The sequence below is a fragment of the Candidatus Brevundimonas phytovorans genome, assembly GCA_029203145.1.
GTDB classification, from domain to species: domain Bacteria; phylum Pseudomonadota; class Alphaproteobacteria; order Caulobacterales; family Caulobacteraceae; genus Brevundimonas; species Brevundimonas phytovorans.
Map to the genome: position 1 here is coordinate 1,670,873 of CP119309.1, position 17,633 is coordinate 1,688,505.

Annotated in this window: 21 protein-coding genes and 1 tRNA gene; 1 reads left to right on the top strand and 21 read right to left on the bottom strand. The window is 67.1% G+C overall.

From position 1 onward, the window contains the following. Positions 1-32 precede the first annotated feature (32 nt). From P0Y52_08185 to P0Y52_08215, 7 genes are all read right to left on the bottom strand, one after another. A tRNA-Pro gene (locus tag P0Y52_08185) sits at positions 33-109 on the bottom strand. Between the two features lie 71 nt (positions 110-180). Further along, complete coding sequence (locus tag P0Y52_08190; protein ID WEK56532.1) at positions 181-597, bottom strand: MerR family transcriptional regulator; 417 nt, start codon at positions 595-597, stop codon at positions 181-183. Between the two features lie 6 nt (positions 598-603). Next, on the bottom strand, positions 604-912 hold the full coding sequence (locus tag P0Y52_08195; GenBank protein WEK56533.1) for an integration host factor subunit alpha: 309 nt from the start codon (positions 910-912) through the stop codon (positions 604-606). Positions 913-983: 71 nt separating this feature from the next. Next, positions 984-1,961, bottom strand: a complete 978-nt coding sequence (locus P0Y52_08200) for a ketoacyl-ACP synthase III (protein ID WEK56534.1) — start codon at positions 1,959-1,961, stop codon at positions 984-986. After that, complete coding sequence (plsX, locus tag P0Y52_08205; GenBank protein ID WEK56535.1) at positions 1,958-3,031, bottom strand: phosphate acyltransferase PlsX; 1,074 nt, start codon at positions 3,029-3,031, stop codon at positions 1,958-1,960. Before plsX ends, P0Y52_08200 begins: the two co-directional genes overlap by 4 nt. A 96-nt stretch (positions 3,032-3,127) precedes the next feature. Then, positions 3,128-3,661: a DUF177 domain-containing protein gene (locus P0Y52_08210; protein WEK56536.1), complete on the bottom strand. Its 534-nt coding sequence runs from the start codon at positions 3,659-3,661 to the stop codon at positions 3,128-3,130. Next, on the bottom strand, positions 3,658-4,185 hold the full coding sequence (locus tag P0Y52_08215; GenBank protein WEK56537.1) for a ubiquinol-cytochrome C chaperone family protein: 528 nt from the start codon (positions 4,183-4,185) through the stop codon (positions 3,658-3,660). Before P0Y52_08215 ends, P0Y52_08210 begins: the two co-directional genes overlap by 4 nt. An 87-nt stretch (positions 4,186-4,272) precedes the next feature. Between P0Y52_08215 and bamE the strand changes: the two genes are divergently transcribed. Further along, positions 4,273-4,752: an outer membrane protein assembly factor BamE gene (gene bamE, locus P0Y52_08220; protein WEK56538.1), complete on the top strand. Its 480-nt coding sequence runs from the start codon at positions 4,273-4,275 to the stop codon at positions 4,750-4,752. Between the two features lie 116 nt (positions 4,753-4,868). Here bamE and P0Y52_08225 read toward each other — a convergent pair whose 3' ends face one another. The 14 genes from P0Y52_08225 to P0Y52_08290 form a co-directional block, all read right to left on the bottom strand. Next, a complete protein-coding gene (locus P0Y52_08225; protein WEK56539.1) occupies positions 4,869-7,019 on the bottom strand; it encodes a sodium-translocating pyrophosphatase in 2,151 nt (716 codons plus the stop codon). A gap of 178 nt (positions 7,020-7,197) precedes the next feature. Next, entirely contained in the window at positions 7,198-7,638 is a 441-nt protein-coding gene (locus P0Y52_08230) for a hypothetical protein (GenBank protein ID WEK56540.1), read from the bottom strand. A gap of 42 nt (positions 7,639-7,680) precedes the next feature. Then, entirely contained in the window at positions 7,681-8,670 is a 990-nt protein-coding gene (thiL, locus tag P0Y52_08235; GenBank protein ID WEK56541.1) for a thiamine-phosphate kinase, read from the bottom strand. Then, the gene (gene nusB / locus P0Y52_08240; protein ID WEK59464.1) at positions 8,657-9,151 is read right to left on the bottom strand and encodes a transcription antitermination factor NusB; all 495 of its coding nucleotides are present in this window, start codon (positions 9,149-9,151) and stop codon (positions 8,657-8,659) included. Before nusB ends, thiL begins: the two co-directional genes overlap by 14 nt. A gap of 41 nt (positions 9,152-9,192) precedes the next feature. Further along, positions 9,193-9,654, bottom strand: coding sequence for a 6,7-dimethyl-8-ribityllumazine synthase (gene ribH, locus P0Y52_08245; protein WEK59465.1), 462 nt, complete (start codon positions 9,652-9,654; stop codon positions 9,193-9,195). Next, on the bottom strand, positions 9,651-10,799 hold the full coding sequence (ribB, locus tag P0Y52_08250) for a 3,4-dihydroxy-2-butanone-4-phosphate synthase (GenBank protein ID WEK56542.1): 1,149 nt from the start codon (positions 10,797-10,799) through the stop codon (positions 9,651-9,653). Before ribB ends, ribH begins: the two co-directional genes overlap by 4 nt. Then, positions 10,799-11,389 (bottom strand): riboflavin synthase, encoded by a 591-nt coding sequence (locus P0Y52_08255; protein ID WEK56543.1) that lies wholly within the window; start codon positions 11,387-11,389, stop codon positions 10,799-10,801. Before P0Y52_08255 ends, ribB begins: the two co-directional genes overlap by 1 nt. A gap of 60 nt (positions 11,390-11,449) precedes the next feature. Then, the gene (locus P0Y52_08260; protein WEK56544.1) at positions 11,450-12,217 is read right to left on the bottom strand and encodes a RibD family protein; all 768 of its coding nucleotides are present in this window, start codon (positions 12,215-12,217) and stop codon (positions 11,450-11,452) included. Continuing rightward, entirely contained in the window at positions 12,217-12,696 is a 480-nt protein-coding gene (gene nrdR / locus P0Y52_08265) for a transcriptional regulator NrdR (GenBank protein WEK56545.1), read from the bottom strand. Before nrdR ends, P0Y52_08260 begins: the two co-directional genes overlap by 1 nt. Positions 12,697-12,706: 10 nt before the next feature. Then, positions 12,707-13,990, bottom strand: coding sequence for a serine hydroxymethyltransferase (locus tag P0Y52_08270; protein WEK56546.1), 1,284 nt, complete (start codon positions 13,988-13,990; stop codon positions 12,707-12,709). Positions 13,991-14,071: 81 nt separating this feature from the next. Beyond that, complete coding sequence (locus tag P0Y52_08275) at positions 14,072-14,257, bottom strand: hypothetical protein (GenBank protein WEK56547.1); 186 nt, start codon at positions 14,255-14,257, stop codon at positions 14,072-14,074. Beyond that, positions 14,254-15,480 carry a 5-aminolevulinate synthase gene (gene hemA / locus P0Y52_08280; protein WEK56548.1) on the bottom strand — a complete coding sequence of 409 codons (1,227 nt, stop codon included), beginning with the start codon at positions 15,478-15,480 and terminating at the stop codon, positions 14,254-14,256. The genes P0Y52_08275 and hemA overlap by 4 nt, the downstream gene beginning before the upstream one ends. Positions 15,481-15,867: 387 nt before the next feature. Beyond that, positions 15,868-16,767 carry a 3-hydroxyisobutyrate dehydrogenase gene (gene mmsB, locus P0Y52_08285; GenBank protein WEK56549.1) on the bottom strand — a complete coding sequence of 300 codons (900 nt, stop codon included), beginning with the start codon at positions 16,765-16,767 and terminating at the stop codon, positions 15,868-15,870. Positions 16,768-16,849: 82 nt separating this feature from the next. Next, positions 16,850-17,614 carry a methyltransferase gene (locus P0Y52_08290; protein ID WEK56550.1) on the bottom strand — a complete coding sequence of 255 codons (765 nt, stop codon included), beginning with the start codon at positions 17,612-17,614 and terminating at the stop codon, positions 16,850-16,852. Positions 17,615-17,633 lie beyond the last annotated feature (19 nt).

Below are 17,633 nucleotides of genomic sequence, written 5' to 3' on the forward strand. Positions count from 1 at the left end.
ACCCCTTTAACCAACCGATTTCCCTGAGGAAATGGTCGGAGCGACAGGATTCGAACCTGCGACCCCTTGACCCCCAGTCAAGTGCGCTACCAGGCTGCGCCACGCTCCGAAGACGCTCCCTATAGAGGGCGATTCCGCACTCCGCAAACTCTAAAACGCTCTTTGAACAACAAGTTCGCTTCAGCGCTGCAGAACAGCCTCCAGACGCGCCTTCGCCGACTCCAGGTCGGCCAAAACAGCGCCCAGACGCGCGGCGTCAAACGGTCCTGCGGCGACGGAACCGGCGGGTTCGCGCTCCACATCGACGTCAATCTCGAGCACCGTCGTCGGATCGCCATAGGCGGCCAGACGCGCCAGGCCCTGCTCCTTGTGCAGACGCTGGACGCCGCGAATGGTCAGTCCCTCGTCATGCAGCAGCCGCCGTACGCCTTTCAGGACGGCGACGTCTTCGGGCCGATAGAAGCGACGGCCGCCCGCGCGCTTCACCGGGGCGATGAAGTCGAACTTCGTCTCCCAGAAGCGCAGGACATGTTGGGGCGCGCCGACTTCGTCAGCGGCCTCGGAAATGGTGCGAAAGGCGTTCGGGCTTTTGGCCACGCTGGACTAGTCCTCGACGACCGCGTCGTGGACCCGGCTCTTCATGATCTGCGAGGCGCGGAAGCTGATGACCCGACGCGGATTGATCGCCGCCGGTTCGCCCGTCTTCGGGTTGCGGCCCATGCGGGCGCGCTTCTCACGCACCTGAAAGACGCCGAAGCCAGACAGCTTCACCGTCTCGCCGCGCTCAAGCGATTCGACGACGAGTTCGAGCGTGCGCTCGACCAGACCGGAGCATTCCTGGCGGGAAAGCCCGACCTCGTCATGCACCGCGTCGCACAAATCCGCCCGGGTCAGGGTCTGTTGTCCCGTCACTGCGTCTCTCCGCTGCCAATCCGCACGCATAGAAGGGCAAAGTCGCCCCGAATCAAAGCCCTGAATGCAAATCAGAGACGGAAGGCGCAGGCGCCCCAGGTCAGACCGCCGCCCATGGCCTCGATCACCACCAGATCGCCGCGCTTGATCCGCCCATCCTTGATGGCCGCATCCATGGCCAGAGGGATCGACGCCGCCGAGGTGTTGGCGTGCATGGCCACGGTCGACACGACCTTGTTTTCGTCCAGACCCAGACGGTCACCGACCCCGCGAATGATGCGCTGGTTGGCCTGGTGCGGCACGAACCAGTCGATCTCGGGGATCTCGACGCCCGCCGCCTCGGTCGCGCCGACGATGGCTTCGGCGATGTTGACGACGGCGTGGCGGAAGACCTGATTGCCCAGCATCTTCAGGTGGCCGACCGTGCCGGTCGTGGACGGACCGCCGTCGACATAGAGCATGTCCGACTTGGTGCCGTCGCAGCGCAGGGCGAAGCCCAAGACGCCCTGATCAGCCTTGGTCCCCTGCCCTTCGCGCGGTTCGACGACAAAGGCGCCGGCGCCGTCGCCGAACAGGACGCAGGTGGTCCGGTCGTTCCAGTCCATCAGCCGGGTCATTTCCTCGGCGCCGATGACCAGGGCGCACTTGGCCATGCCGCGCGCGACAAAGCCATCGGCCACGCTCATGGCGTAGACGAAGCCCGAGCAGACCGCCTGAACGTCGAAAGCGATGCCCACCGGTGCGCCCAGCTTGGCCTGGACGATGGCGGCGGTAGCAGGGAAGGTCTGGTCCGGGGTGGTGGTGGCGACGATGATCAGGTCGACGTCAGCCGCCGTCTTTCCGGCGTCGGCCAGGGCGCGGCGCGCGGCCTCGACCGCCAGATCGCTGGTCGGCTCGTCGTCGCGGGCCTGGTGGCGTTGATGGATACCGGTGCGCTCGACGATCCACTCATCCGAGGTGTCGACGAACTTGGCCAGGTCGGCGTTGGTGACGACCTTCTCCGGCAGGAAGGAGCCGACGCCGGTCACGGCGCTGCGAATGACGCTCACTGGTGGGTCTCCCCAAGGGTTTCGGCGACGGGCGCGGACTGGTCCAGGGCGGCGAGCCGTCCCAGGTTGGCCCCGACCTTGACCATATAATCGCTGCGCGCCAGGTCGACGGCGATGCGGACGGCGTTTCCATAACCGCGCGGCGTGGCGCCGCCGTGGCTTTTCACGACGATGCCGTTCAGACCCAGCAGAGGCCCGCCGTTAATGGCGTTGGGGTCAATCTTCGCCGCCATGCGCTTCAGCGCCGGCATGGCGATCAGGGCGCCCAGCTTGGCGATCGGGCCCGAGGTCAGGGCCTCTTTCAGCAGGCTGGAGATGAAGCGTGCCGTGCCCTCAGCGGTTTTCAAGGCGATATTGCCGGTGAAGCCGTCGGTGACGATCACGTCCACCGTGCCCTTGGCGATGTCGTCGCCCTCGACAAAGCCATGATAGTTCAGCGGAATGCCGCCCTCGCGCAGGATGGCGTGGGCCTCGCGGACCTCATCGTGGCCCTTCATGTCCTCCGAGCCGACGTTCAGCAGACCGACCGTGGGCTTGGCCACGCCATGCACCGCCGACTGGAAGGCCTCGCCCATGATGGCGAATTCGATCAACTGCTTGGCGTCGCTGCCGATATTGGCGCCGACGTCCAGAACGGCGGTGTAGCCGCGCAGAGTCGGCCAGCTGGCGACGATGGCCGGGCGTTCCAGCCCCGGCGCCGCCATACGCAGCAGCAGCTTGGAGATGGCCATCAGGGCGCCTGTGTTGCCGGCGGAGACCGCCGCGGCCGCCTCGCCCGTCTTCACCGCCTCGATGGCGTTCCACAGGCTGGAGCCTTTGCCCCGGCGCATGGCCTGGGCGGGCTTCTCGTCCATGGCCACGATCTTGTCGGTGTGACGCACGTCGCAGACGGCGTCGGTCAGGCCACAGCGCGCCATCTCGGCGCGGATCGCCGCCTCGTCGCCATGCAGCAGGAAACGCACGCCCTCGCCGTCATGCCGCGAGAGATAGTCCTTCACGCCGCCGACCACGACCGAGGGACCGTGGTCCCCGCCCATGGCGTCAAGCGAGATCAGTGTTGGGGATGCCAAGTGGAAATGGACTCCGTCGCCGTCTTGTCGCGGCTTCATATAGGGATGCAGGACGCAAATGTCGCACCCTTGGGATGCTACCAGCCCGACGTCAGGTCAACCTTCGCCGGAACCGTCCTTGGATTGCAGGCTCTTCAGCACGGCGAAAGGCGAGATTTCACCGGGCTCCGGGGGCTGTTCAAACACCGCGCCCGGCTTGCGCGGGAAGGGATCGAGGCTCAGCGCCAGCTGCTCGACGGCGTATTGGCCCAGGTCCAGGCTGCCGCCTTCGATCTGATCCGGCGAATCGTCGTCCAGCTCCAGATCGATTTCGCCGTCCTCATCAGGCTCGCGCTCGGTCGCCTCGACCATCTGCACCGAGAACTTGCGATCGATATGGACCGGCAGGGGCTCCAGCGTCAGGCCGCAGGTCTGAACCGCATCGGCCACGACCCGCCCGTCCAGACGCCAGCCCGACACGGTCGGGACCAGGTTGATGTCCACCTCGAACAGGTCGAGCGCCTGAAGATCCAGGGCGCGCGCGATCCGTTTGACGGCCTCGGCGTCCGGCGTCAGGCGGCGCTGCACGCCGGCGCCGATGTGGTGAAGCCTCAGCGGCTCGCTGTAGGGCAGCGGTGGAAGGTCGTTCATGCGGTGATCTCCGCCCAGGCCGGGGCCTTGGACACGGTTTCAAACGACTGCGTCGCCAGATTCTGACGCGAAGTCACGGCGTAACGCGCTAGGGCCTGCGCGGTCGCGGCGTCAGCGCTTTCATAGACGTTCTTGGCCAGCGACACAGCCAGGGCCTCGACGTCCTCGGCGCGCAGCGGACCTTCGTAGGCGCTCATGCGGCCATACAGGGACTCGCCCAGCTTGCGCATCTTCTTGCCGACCGAGACGTCGCCGACGCCCAGTTCGCGCAGCGTGTTGTCCAGCGACGAGATATAGGTGTCGAACAGCCTCTGCGCCGCGACCTCGCCGCGCTCGCCGTCCTGCTTCAGTCGCAGGAACAGAATCAGGACGTGCAGGGTGTAGAGCTCGAACCGGGCGTCGATCTGATCGGTCACGCCGAGGGCGGTGTAAAAAGCAGGCTGGCGGGCTTGCGCCACCGCCAGGGCATACAGGGCGTCACCCTGGCGCTCATCGGGCCGTTGTCGGAAGAGATTTCTTAGCATGAGCAACAGCCCCTTTTTCGCCGCGCCGTTGCACTAGGACGCAGCGCCGGTTAGGTCAAAGACCTTGTTATGCTGAGGCGGACGCGGATGCCCCGAATTACACCGATCTTCGCTGCTGTTGCGCTGGCCGCCGCTGCCGGCGCCTGCGCGCCCGTTGTCGCCACCCAGGGCTTCCAGGCGATCGACGCCAAGCCTCAGGATGTCGTGGCCGGCACCGACACTCGGGAAACCGTCCTGGCGCGACTGGGGTCGCCCTCGACCACCTCGACCTTCGAGCCCGACACCGTTTGGTACTACCTGACCCAGACGACCGAGCGTTACACCTACAACAAGCCGCAGGTGTCGCAGCGTTCGGTGACTGAGATCACCTTCAACAAGGCCGACGGCAAGGTCGCCGCCGTCCGCACCCTGGGCCTCGAGGACGGTCGCCAGATCGCCATGGAGCGGCGCGAGACGCCGACCCGCGGCCGTCAGCTGACGATTCTGGAACAACTGCTGGGCAACGTCGGCCGTGGCCAACTGCCGCGCACCGAAGAAGACGTTCCCGGCCAGCGTCGCCCGGACTAAGGGCAGGCCGCTTCACCCGCGGCAGCCCTCTTCGGCCTCAAGCCGCGAGCGACCGCGTCGCGAGCATAGGCCTCTTAAAAAAGCGCCCCGAGGAGCGATCCCCGGGGCCTTTTTCGTCAGACGATCTTCCCGCTCGCCAGCACCGCCAGCAGCAGCAGGGCCACGATGTTGGTGATCTTGATCATCGGGTTCACCGCCGGACCGGAGGTGTCCTTGTAGGGATCGCCCACGGTGTCGCCCGTAACGGCGGCCTTGTGCGCCTCCGAACCCTTGCCGTGGACGACGCCGTTCTTGTCGGTGAAGCCTTCCTCGATCAGCTTCTTGGCGTTGTCCCAGGCGCCGCCGCCCGAGGTCATCGAGATGGCCACGAACAGGCCCGTCACGATCACCCCCATCAGCATGGCCCCCAGGGCGGCGAAGGCGTTGGCCTTGTCCGGCTGGATGAACAGCACCACCACGAACAGGACGATCGGCGACAGCACCGGCAGCAGGCTGGGCACGATCATCTCGCGGATCGCCGCACTGGTCAGGATGTCCACGGCCTTGCCGTACTCTGGCTTGGTCTCGAACGTCATGATGCCCGGATTCTCGCGGAACTGACGACGCACCTCGGCCACGACGGCCTCGGCGGCGCGCCCCACGGCCGTCATCGACATGCCGCCGAACAGGAAGGGCAGAGCCCCGCCGAACAGCAGGCCTACGACGACGTAGGGGTTGGACAGGTCAAAGGCGACCGCCCCCATGCCATGGAAGAAGCTGCCCGGCGCGGCCTCGGCCGAGAAATGCTTCAGGTCTTCCACATAGGCGGCGAACAGGACCAGCGCCCCCAGGCCCGCCGAACCGATGGCGTAGCCCTTGGTCACGGCCTTGGTGGTGTTGCCCACGGCGTCCAGCGCGTCAGTCGAGACACGGACGTCCGACGGCAGGCCCGCCATCTCGGCGATGCCGCCGGCGTTGTCGGTGACGGGACCAAAGGCGTCCAGCGCCACGATCATCCCCGCCACGCCCAGCATGGTCGTGGTGGCGATGGCGATGCCGAACAGGCCCGCCAGTTGGAAGGCCGCAACGATGCCGACGATGATGGTCAGCGCCGGCAGGGCCGTGGACTCCAGCGACACAGCCAACCCCTGGATCACATTGGTGCCGTGGCCCGACACCGATGCGTTGGCCACCGACTTGACGGGGCGGAAGCCCGTGCCGGTGTAGAACTCGGTGATGACCACGATGGCCGCCGTGACCAGCAGACCGACGACGCCGGCCCAGAACAGGTTCATCGGCTGGATCAGCAGCCCGCCGGAGGTCTCGACCGCGCCCGGCAGCAATTGGTTGATCACCCACCACACAGCCACAACCGACAGCACGCCCGTCACGATCAGCCCCTGGTAAAGGGCCCCCATGATATTGCCGCCCTTGCCCAGACGAACAAAGAAGGAGCCGATGATGGAGGTCACGATACAGATGCCGCAGATCGCCAGCGGCAGCAGCATCATCACTTCGACATAGGGCTGGTTGCGGAAGAAGATGGCCGCCAGAACCATCGTGGCCACCGTCGTGACGGCATAGGTTTCGAACAGGTCGGCGGCCATGCCGGCGCAGTCGCCGACGTTGTCGCCTACGTTGTCGGCGATGGTGGCGGCGTTGCGGGGATCGTCCTCGGGGATGCCGGCTTCGACCTTGCCCACCATGTCGCCGCCCACGTCGGCCCCCTTGGTGAAGATGCCGCCGCCCAGGCGCGCGAAGATGGAGATCAGCGAAGCGCCGAAGCCCAGCGCCACCAGGCCGTCGACGACCGTGCGGCTGGTGCTTTCAAAGCCCATGCCCTGGGTCATGAAGGCGTAGTAGCCCGACACGCCCAGAAGCGCGCCGCCCGCCACGAACATGCCGGTGATGGCGCCCGAGCGGAAGGCCAGGTCCAGCCCCTTGGCCAGACTTTCAGACGCCGCCTGCGCCGTTCGCACATTGGCCCGTACCGAGATCAGCATCCCTGCGAAACCCGCGGCGCCGGACAGCACCGCCCCGATCAGGAACCCGAGCGCAGCCCAGGGCCCGATAAGCAAAAAGGCCGCGACCAAGATCACGACCCCCACCATACCAATCGTTGTGTACTGACGCTTCAGGTAGGCCGAAGCTCCTTCCTGAATCGCCGCCGCGATTTCTCGCATCCTGTCGTTACCGGTGCCGGCCTTCATCAGGACGGCGGTCTGGACAGCGCCGTAAAGCACCCCCAGTGCGCCGGCCGCGATGACCAGCCATAGATAGTTCGTCATGGCGTTTCCAAGCCCTTGTGCAACGAGCACACGGATCCTTGGCGCGGGCGGGCTTTGCGCCTCTCACCGCCTTCCGGTCCCCCCGTGCGCCTACGGACGCAATCTCACGTCCCCCGGGAATTGCGACCCAACTGTGTCAAAAGCAGCGCCGTGAAGCAACAGCGGTTTCTGAGGCGGTTTAGACGCCCTGCATTCCGGTGCGACGGCGCGGGGTCTGGCTGACGACCTCGACGCGGGTCACGGCGCCGGGCCCGATCAAGGTGGAGGCCGAGCGGATCAGGCTGGCGCTCAGCGCCGCCGTATCCAGCGCCAGCCAGGTGTCCGGCAGGACAAAGGGCGTGCGGTGTCCGGCGCGGACCAGGGCGTCGCGCAGCCAGGCCTCCTTGGCCCGCACCGCCTCGACCGTGTGGTTAGGGCCGAGATGCAGCTTCAGGACGATGAAGACATAGTTGCGCACCCGCCCCTCGGTGATGATCGGCAAGCCCATGCCGGGCAGGTTCAGGAAGGCGGCGGCGGCCGGTGCGGCCTTCTCACTGGCGTCCGCGCCGCCGGCGAGCGCGGAGGCGGCCCCGGAGGCGGTCAGGACGGCGGCGGCCTGGATCAAAGCGCGACGTTGCATCAGGCTGTTCTGCCCTGCCCCCGTTAGGATTCCGTTGCGGCCCTAGTCGTGGGCCCAGCCGACGCGGGTCGGGGTGATCTCGGCCCCGAGATGGCGCGCCACCACGCCCCGCCCCTCGACCACGCGACCGATGCGGGTCAGGCGCAGATGGCGGCGCTCCGCTTCACGGCGAAGAGCGTTCTCGGCCCCCGCCGGCACGGTCAGGATGATCTCGTAGTCGTCGCCGCCGGCGGCCAGCAGCTCCAGCGCGCCCTGCGGATCGACGCGACTATCCAGCCAGGCCTGGGCCGCCGCCGACAGGGGCAGGACCTCCAGGTCGATCTCGATGCCGACCTTGCTGGCCTCGGCTATGTGGCCGACGTCGGCCAGCAGGCCGTCGGAGACGTCGGCGCTGGCCGTGGCCAGGCCGCGCACGACGGTGGCGAACTCCACACGCGGCATGGGGGTGCGATAGGCGGCCTCCAGCGCATCCATGCGCTCGGGCTCCAGCGACAACGCGCCTTGCGCCGCCTGAAGGCCCAACCAGCCGTCGCCTATCGTGCCGGTGACAAACAGCAGGTCGCCCGGCCGCGCCCCGCCCCGGCTGACGGTAGAGGACGACGGCGCCCAGCCCATCAAGGTGGCCGAGAAACTGGCCGGACCGGGCGTCTTGACCGTGTCGCCGCCCAGCAGGGCGATGTCGAAGATGGCCTGGTCGCGCCGCAGCCCGGCGACAAAGGCCTCGCGCTCGGGCCAGCCGCAACGTTCGGACCAGTGGCAGGCCAGCAGATAGCCGAAGGGCTCTGCCCCCTTGGCGGCCAGGTCGGACAGGTTCACGCGCAGCAGCTTCTGCGCCACGGTGTCCAGCGGGTCGTCGGGCAGGAAGTGGACGCCCTCGATGATGGCGTCCTTGGTCAGGATCAGATCATGCCCCGGACGCGAGGGCAGCACAGCCACATCGTCGGCCAGCCCCCTCGCCCATTCCGGGTGCGCCAGCGGCTTCAGAAGCCGCTGGATGGTCTCGAATTCGCCAGCGACATCAATCGCGGGCATCGCGCGCCACGCCGTCGAGCGCCGCGTTCACGAACTTCGCCTCTGCTTCGTCGAAGAAGGCCTTGGCCAGCTCGACATACTCGTCGATGACGATTTCACGCGGGACGTCGGACTTGAACTTCAGCTCCCAGGCGCCGCAACGCAGGAGGGCGCGAAGCGTGGCGTCCAGACGTTCCATCCGCCAGTTGGAGGCCAGACGCGCCTTGACGGCCTCGTCGATGGCCCGCTGGTCCTCGACCACGCCGTGGACGATCTCCGAGAACCAGTCCTCGTCGGCCTCGGCCAGAGGGGCGCCGTCGATGTCGCCGTCGAAGCGGTGATCGCGGAACTCCTTGACGATGACGTCCACGCCCTCGCCTGCCAGTTCCATCTGATACAGGGCCTGGACAGCGGCCAGACGAGCAACCGTGCGGGCGCGGCGCTGACGCGAGGTCAGTTGCGGCTCGGCACGGGCTTTGTCGGCCTCGGCCAGTTGCGCCATGACTTCGGCGACGGTGGCCGGGGTGGGTTTGCTCTGTTCGGTCACGAGGCCAGTCCTCCGCGCAGGCGCTTGCGCAGCGCGATCAGGTCCAGACAGGCGCGAGCGGCGCCGCCGCCCTTGTCGCCTTCGCTCATCCGGGCGCGCGCCCAGGTCTGGGCTTCGTCTTCGGTCGTCAGGATGCCGTTGCCGATGGCCAGACCCTTGAGGCCCAGATGCATCAGGCCGGCGGCGGATTGATCCGAGACGATCTCGAAGTGGTAGGTCTCGCCGCGAATGATGCAGCCCAGAGCGACATAGCCGTCATAGCGCGGGGCGGTCGGGTAGCGACCGGCCTCCTCGGCCAGGGCGATGGCGGTCGGAACCTCCAGGGCGCCCGGCACGGTGACGACGTCGAACTGCACGCCTTGCGCGCGCAGGGCGTCCTTGGCCCCTTCCAGAAGGGCGTCAGCCAGATCGTCGTAGTAACGCGCCTCAACGATCAGGACGCGGGTGGGGTCGTTCAGGATTGGTCTTCTCCGTCCATGTCGCGCCAACCGGCGATGCGCAGGCCGTAGCCTTCAAGCGCCGTCGGATTGGGGCGGGTCGAACTCATGATGATCATGTCGCGCACGCCGAGATCCAGCAGGATCTGGGCGCCCACGCCATAGGCTTTGATGGCGCGGTCCGCGGCGGCGGGCTTGTCGCCGCCGACCAGACGTTCCGACAGCCGGTGCAGGCCCGGATCGCGCAGGAAGACGGCGACACCGGGGCCGTCCTCGGCGCTGAGCGCCTTGAGCGCGCGGGGGATATAGTCCTGGCGGGCCTCAATGTGCCCCAGCAGGTCGGCGGCGAAGTCGATCTGGTGCATCCGCACGACGGTCGGCTTGGTCGGGTCGATGTCGCCGTGGATCAGGGCGACGTGTTCGGCGCCCTCGATGGTGTCCTTGTAGACGATCATGCGGAACGGGCCGCCGTGGACGCTTTCGAACGGGGTATCCAGCACGCGCTCGACGAAGCGCTCGGTGCGGCGGCGATAGGCGATCAGGTCGGCGATGGTGCCGATCTTCAGCCCATGCAACTGGGCGAAGGCGATCAGGTCAGGCATCCGCGCCATCTCGCCGTCGTCCTTGATGATCTCGCAGATCACCCCGGCCGGGATCAGGCCCGCCATGCGGCTGATATCGACAGCGGCTTCGGTATGGCCGGTGCGGACCAGAACCCCGCCGTCGCGCGCAACCAGAGGGAAGATGTGGCCCGGGGAGACGATGTCGTCGGCGCCGCGCGACGGGTCGGCGGCGACCTGGACGGTGCGGGCGCGGTCGGCGGCGGAGATGCCGGTCGTGACGCCTTCCTTGGCCTCGATCGAGATGGTGAAGGCCGTGCCCATGCTTTCGCGGTTTTCAGCGGCCATCGGCGGCAGGCGCAGGGCCTTGGCGCGATCCGCCGTCATGGCCAGGCAGACCAGACCGCGCGCGTGCTTGATCATGAAGTTGATCTGATCCGGCGTCGCGAACTGGGCCGGAATGATGATGTCGCCCTCGTTCTCGCGATCCTCGGCGTCCACCAGGATGTAGGGACGCCCGTTGCGGGCGTCCTCGAGAATGTCCTCGATCGGGCTGATCGGGCTGTCGTTCATGTTCGCCGCCAGCATTCCACGTTCCATTGGCATCACGCCGTCTCCTGCCACCGCGCGAGGTAGCGCGCCAGCATGTCGATCTCCAGGTTGACCTTGTCGCCGACCTTGAGGCCGCCAAGCGTGGTCGCATCCCACGTATGCGGAATGATGTTCAAGTCGAAGCGGCGCTCTTGCACCCCATTCACGGTCAGGGAAACCCCATCGACGGTGATTGAGCCCTTCGGCGCAATAAAACGGTGCAGCGGCGCGGGCGCCTCGATCACGATGCGGTGCGATCCGCCGTCGGGCGTGATGGAGACCACCTCGCCCAGACCGTCGACATGGCCCGAGACGATATGGCCGCCCAGTTCGTCGCCCAGCTTGGCGGCGCGCTCCAGATTGACCCGCGTGTCCTCGGCCCAGTCGCCCAGCTTGGTCTTGGACAGGGTCTCGCCGGACACTTCGACCGCAAACCAGCCCTCGCCCTTCTCCGTCACGGTCAGGCAGCAGCCCGCGTGGCTGATGGAGGCGCCCAGGTCGATGGTGGCCGTGTCCCACACGGTCTCGACCTCATAGCGACGGTCGCGGTCGGTTTGGCGGACGCTGCGGACGCGGCCGATGTCGGTGACGATGCCGGTAAACATGGAAACTCCGGTCCCTTCGGACCCAAAAAACATGGTCTGAATAGTCTGAATCGTCTGAAATCAGCCGTCGAAGCGCGCGTAGCGTTCCCACAGGTCGTCTCCGACAGGCTCTACGCCCAGACGACGGAACTTGGGGGCGTCGGCCAGCTTTGCAAGCGCCAGAGAGGCGACGCAGGGCCTCCCCTCTCCGCCCAGCAGAATGGGCGCGCGGAACCACTCGATGGCGTCCACCACGCCCGCCGTGAGGAAGGAGGCGGCGACGCGCCCCCCGCCCTCGATCAGCAGGGAGGTGACGCCGCGGGCGGTCAGGGCGTCGAGGACGGCGGCGATGGCGGGGCGGCCGTCGGAGGCGGCGACCGCGACGACCTCGGCCTGGCCGATGGCGTGAACAGCCCCTAGCGTGAAGATCAGCGTGTTCCCGCTGGCGACCTTGGCCGTGATGGGCGTCCGCAGACGGCTATCAAGAACGACGCGCAACGGATTTCTTCTCCCCTCGGGGGAGAAGGTGGGCGGCGAAGCCGCTCGGATGAGGGGGACCTTTAATACGCCCTCGACCTCTGACGATGAGCGCGCTGAACCCGCCCCCTCATCCGTCATGCTCCGCACGACACCTTCTCCCCCGAGGGGAGAAGGGGAAAGTCTGACCGTCAGTTCGGGATCGTCGGCCAGCACGGTCTCGACGCCGACCAGGATGGCGTCATGGCTCGCGCGCAGGCGGTGGCCCTGCTGGCGCGCCTCTGGCCCGGTGATCCACTGGCTTTCGCCCGAGGCCGTGGCGATGCGCCCGTCCAGCGACGTCGCCAGCTTCAGGGTGATGCGCGGGCGCATCAGGCCTTGCCGGGTTCGTCGTTGCTCCCGTCGAAACCCTCGTCGCCGAGGAATTTGGCGAAGTCGCCGGTGTGGCGGAAGTCCTTGTAGACCGAGGCGTAGCGGACGTAGGCGACCTCATCGACCGACTTCAGCGCCTTCATGATGAAGTCGCCGACGATGCTGGACGGGATCTCGGTCTCGCCCAGGCTTTCCAGCTGACGCACGATGCGGCTGACCAGCAGTTCGACCTGATCGGGCTGCACCGGGCGCTTGCGCAGGGCGATGCCCAGCGAACGTTCCAGCTTGTCGCGGTCGAAGGGGGTGCGGCGGCCGTTCCGTTTCAGGATGACCAGTTCGCGCAGCTGCACCCGCTCGAAGGTGGTGAAGCGCCCGTTGCACTGCGGGCAGGACCGACGGCGGCGGATGGCCGCGCCGTCGTCAGACGGGCGGCTGTCCTTGACCTGGGTGTCGGCGTTTCCGCAGAAGGGGCACTTCATTCAGCGCGCCTCAGCCGTAGATCGGGAAGCGGGCGGTCAGTTCGCGCACCTGGGCGGCGACGCCCGCGACGACGGCCGGATCGGCTTCGTCGCCGCCGTTCATCGACGAGACGACGTCGGCGATCCAGTGGCCGATCTGCTTGAACTCTTCCTCGCCGAAGCCGCGCGTGGTGCCCGCCGGGGTGCCCAGACGGACGCCCGAGGTGACGGTGAAGGGCGCGGTGTCGAACGGCACGCCGTTCTTGTTGCAGGTCATCAGGGCCTTCTCGAGCTCATGCTCGGTGGCCTTGCCGGTCACGCCCTTGGGACGCAGGTCGACCAGCATCAGGTGGCTGTCGGTGCCGCCCGAGACGATGGCCAGGCCGCGCTCGATCAGGACGCCGGACAGGGCCTGGGCGTTCTTGACGACCTGTTGGGCATAGCCCTTGAACTCAGGCTTCAGCGCCTCGCCGAAGGCCACGGCCTTGGCGGCGATGACGTGCTCCAGCGGCCCGCCTTGCAGGCCGGGGAAGACGGCCGAGTTGATCTTCTTGCCCAGGTCCGCGTCGTTGGACAGGATCATGCCGCCGCGCGGGCCGCGCAGGGTCTTGTGCGTCGTGGTGGTGACGACGTGGGCGTGCGGGATCGGGTCGGGATAGACGCCGCCAGCGATCAGACCGGCATAGTGGGCCATATCCACCATCAGATAGGCGCCGACGCTGTCAGCGATCTCGCGGAAGCGCTTGAAGTCGATGTGACGCGAGTAGGCCGAGGCGCCGGCCAGGATCAGTTTGGGCTTCTCCTTCTGGGCCATTTCGGCGACGTGGTCATAATCGATCAGGTGGGTGTCTTCCGACACCTTGTAGGTCACGGGGCGGAACCACTTGCCCGACTGGTTGGCGGGCGAACCGTGGGTCAGGTGACCGCCACAGGCCAGGTCCATGCCCAGGAAGGTGTCGCCGGGCTGCAGCAGGGTGAAGAAGACGGCCTGGTTGGCCTGGGCGCCCGAGTGGGGCTGGACGTTGGCGAAGGCGGCGCCGAACAGCTCCTTGGCGCGCTCGCGGGCCAGATCCTCGGTAACGTCCACGAACTCGCAGCCGCCATAGTAGCGACGGCCCGGATACCCCTCGGCGTACTTGTTGGTCAGGACCGAGCCTTGCGCGTCCAGCACCGCCTGGGAGACGATGTTTTCCGAAGCGATCAGCTCGATCTGCTCCTTCTGGCGGCCGAGTTCGCCCTGGATGCCCTTGAAGATCGCCGGATCAGCGTCGGCGAGGCTCTTTGAGAAGTACGATTCGTGCGTGAAGGCGGTCACTGGCGGGCATCCCGAAGGCTGAAGGCTGAAACGGCGGGACCTATCTAGGCCGCGTCGGCGAACACCACAACATCTAGGGGGTCAGCGCTGCGACAACGCTCGTTTCAGTTTGGCGATGGCCACCCGCTCGACCGCGCGCGGCTCCAGCGCGGGGCCCATGGCGGACACTTCGACGCCGCTGGCCACGTGAATGGCCGAGCACTTCAGATAGGTTCCGTTGCGGACGAGCTCGACGATCACCTCGCCGAGTTCGGGGGCGGTTGTCATGCAGCGACCGGACGGCGCGCCACGTTGCAGTGGGAAAACAGCTTGTCCATCGCATCGACCAGCTTGTCGATCATGCCGTCGTCATGGTTGGGCGACGGGGTGAAGCGCAGACGCTCGGTGCCCTTGGGCACGGTCGGATAGTTGATCGGCTGGACGTAGATGCCGTGTTCTTCCAGCAGCATGTCCGAGATCAGCTTGCAGTGGACCGGATTGCCGACGTGGACCGGGACGATGTGGCTGACGCTGGGCAGGACCGGGATGCCGGCCTCCAGCAGGCGGCGCTTCAGGGTCTCGGCGCGTTCCTGATGGGCGACGCGCAGTTCCGGGTGGGCCTTGAGGTGACGCACCGAGGCCAGGGCCCCGGCGGTCAGGGCGGGCGGCAGGCTGGTGGTGAAGATGAAGCCCGAGGCCCAGCTGCGCACTGCATCCACGATCACCGCGTCGGCGGCGATATAGCCGCCCATGACGCCGATGGCCTTGCCCAAGGTGCATTCGACGATGTCGATGCCGTCCAGCAGACCATCGCGCTCGGCCACGCCCGCGCCGGTTTCGCCGTAGAGGCCGACCGCATGGACTTCGTCCAGATAGGTCATGGCGCCGTATTTCTTGGCCAGGGCGATGGTCCCGGCGATGTCGGCGATGTCGCCGTCCATCGAATAGACGCTCTCGAAGGCGACCAGCTTGGGCGCGCCCAGCGGGGCGGCGGCCAGCAGTTCCTCGAGGTGTTCCAGGTCATTGTGGCGGAAGATGTGGCGCGGACCGCCGCCGTGACGGATGCCCTCGATCATCGAGGCGTGATTCAGGGCGTCGGAGAAGATGATCAGGCCTGGCAGGATCTTCTGCAGGGTCGACAGCGTCGCCTCATTGGCCACATAGCCCGAGGTGAACAGCAGGGCCGCTTCCTTCTGGTGCCAGCTGGCCAGCTCGGCTTCCAGATCGACCGCCGAGCGGGTCGTGCCCGAGATGTTGCGCGTGCCGCCGGCTCCGGCGCCCACGGCGTCGATCTCGGCCGTCATGGCGTTCAGCACCGCCGGATGCTGGCCCATGCCCAGATAGTCGTTGGAGCACCAGACCACGACGTCCTGCTCCGAGCCGTCCTCGCGACGGTGCACCGCCTGCGGAAACTGTCCGCGCACGCGCTTCAGATCGGCGAAGACGCGATAGCGACCCTCGCTGCGGACCTGCTCGACCGATTTTTGAAAGGCGGACTTATAGTCGAACAAGACGGTAGTTCTTTCGCTTATACAGCTTTCCCCGCCTAATTGCGCTCGCCGACCAGCCTTGTCCATGTTCAGAGCCGGACAAAACGTCTCAACCCTTTAATTGATAACGGTTCTCACTTTGAGTTGCCCGCGGTCGTCGGCCCTGCGGGACCTCCCGACCCGACGCGGGCTGGATGGGTGGCCCGCGGTCAAGGCTCCGCCTTTTCGACCCGACGCGGGCTGGCGCACCCTGCCGTCATCCCGGGGCGGCGCAGCCGAACCCGGGACCCAGACAGTGGACAACAGGCAGTGTCGTGAGAGAACTAAACGCCTGGGTCCCGGCTCTCCGCTCCGCTACGGCCGGGATGACGGCGGCGGGATTCGCGCCGCCGCTCCCTCAAGCAGATGTCAGTTCGCCAGCGTATCCAGCCGTCCGCGCAGCATCTGGACCATGGCGGAGAAGTCCTTGCCGCCGTAGCCGAGGCCGTTGAACAGGGCATAAAGAGCCTCGGCCTGGGCGCCGAGCGGGGTGGTGGCGCCGGCCTTGGCGGCGGCGTCCTGGGCCAGTTTCAGGTCTTTCAGCATCATGGCGGTGGCGAAACCGCCTTCGTAATCGCGATTCGAGGGGGCGGTCGGGACCGGGCCGGCCCAGGGATAGTAGCTGCTGACGCTCCAGCACTGGCCCGAGGACTTCGACGCGATCTCGAAGAAGCGTTCCGGATCCAGGCCCAGCTTCTCGGCCAGGGCGATGGCCTCGCAGGTGCCGACCATGGAGATGCCCAGCAGCATGTTGTTGCAGATCTTGGCCGCCTGACCGGCGCCATGGTCGCCGGCGCGGATGGTGATGCGGCTCATGGGGTCCAGCGCCGGTTCGACGCGGGCGAAGTCGGCCTCGTCGCAGCCGACCATAAAGGCCAGGGTCCCGGCGTCGGCGGCGGCGGTGCCGCCCGACACAGGGGCGTCAGCGAAGGCGTAGCCCGCCTCCTTGGCCAGACCGGCGACCTTGCGCGCCGTCTCTACGTCAATGGTCGAGCAGTCCAGCAGCAGGGCGCTGGAAGGCGCGGCGCCGATGATCTGTTCGGCATAGACGCTGAGAACGTGCGGTCCGGCGGGCAGCATGGTGATGACCACCTCAGCGTCCTTCACCGCCTCAGCGACCGAGCTGACCGTGCGGCATCCGGCCTCGGCGGCGCGTTCCAGCGCGGCGGGCGACAGGTCGAAGGCGGCGACGTCATGCCCGGCCTTGGCCTGATTGGCGGCCATGCCTCCGCCCATGTTGCCGAGACCGATGAAGGCGATGCGAGTCATCTGAGGCGTTCCCTTATAGATTTTGGGGCAGAGTTAGCCCCTCCCCGACCGCTTCGCCAGTCACCTGTTCGACAGTTTCGGCTCAGGCGGGTTTTCTGAACCGCAGCATGAACTGGCTGGTGTGGCCGCGAATGGACGGGTCGAAGACATTGGCGGTCAGCGGGTCGTCGGGGCGCACCAGAAGGTCGCTGGAGCCATCCAGCTCAAACCCCGCCGCCTCGACCTCGCGCATGACCTGATCGACCTCGATACGGTGGAGGCTATCGGGCGCGTCCGGCCCCGCCCCCGCCGCCGCAGCATGGTCGACGATGACATAGAGACCGCCGGGCTTCAGCGCCCGATACGCCGCCGCATTGACCCGCGCCGCCGTGTCCGTCGCAAAAGGTTTGAGGTGAAGGTCGTGGTAGTTCTGGGCGGTGAAGATCAGGTCCAGACCTTCGGGCCATTCCGGGGCGCCTATGGGCGAGCTGATGGCGTCGGCGTTGTCGAGCGCCGCGGCGGCGGCGAGCGCCTCGCCATAGCTGGCCTGGAAGCCGATGAACTCGGCCGGTTGCCAGGCGGTGACGTGGCCCTCGGGCCCGACGGCGGCCGAAAACAAGCGGGTGAAGTAGCCGCCGCCGATGATCATGTCGCCGATCTGCTGACCCGGCGCCACCCGGGCGAAGGCCAGGGTTTCAGCGGCGTGGCGGGCTTCGTCGCGGGCCACGTCGGCGGCGGTGCGGATCGGGCTGGCCAGCGCGGCCCCATAGGCTTCGGGGGCAATCTGGGCGACGGCCCCCGAGGCGACAATCATGGGCGCGGTCGCCGCCAGCGAGGCGATGACCAGAAAGGAGAGGAAGGGACGCACGGCTACTCCTCCTGTGGTT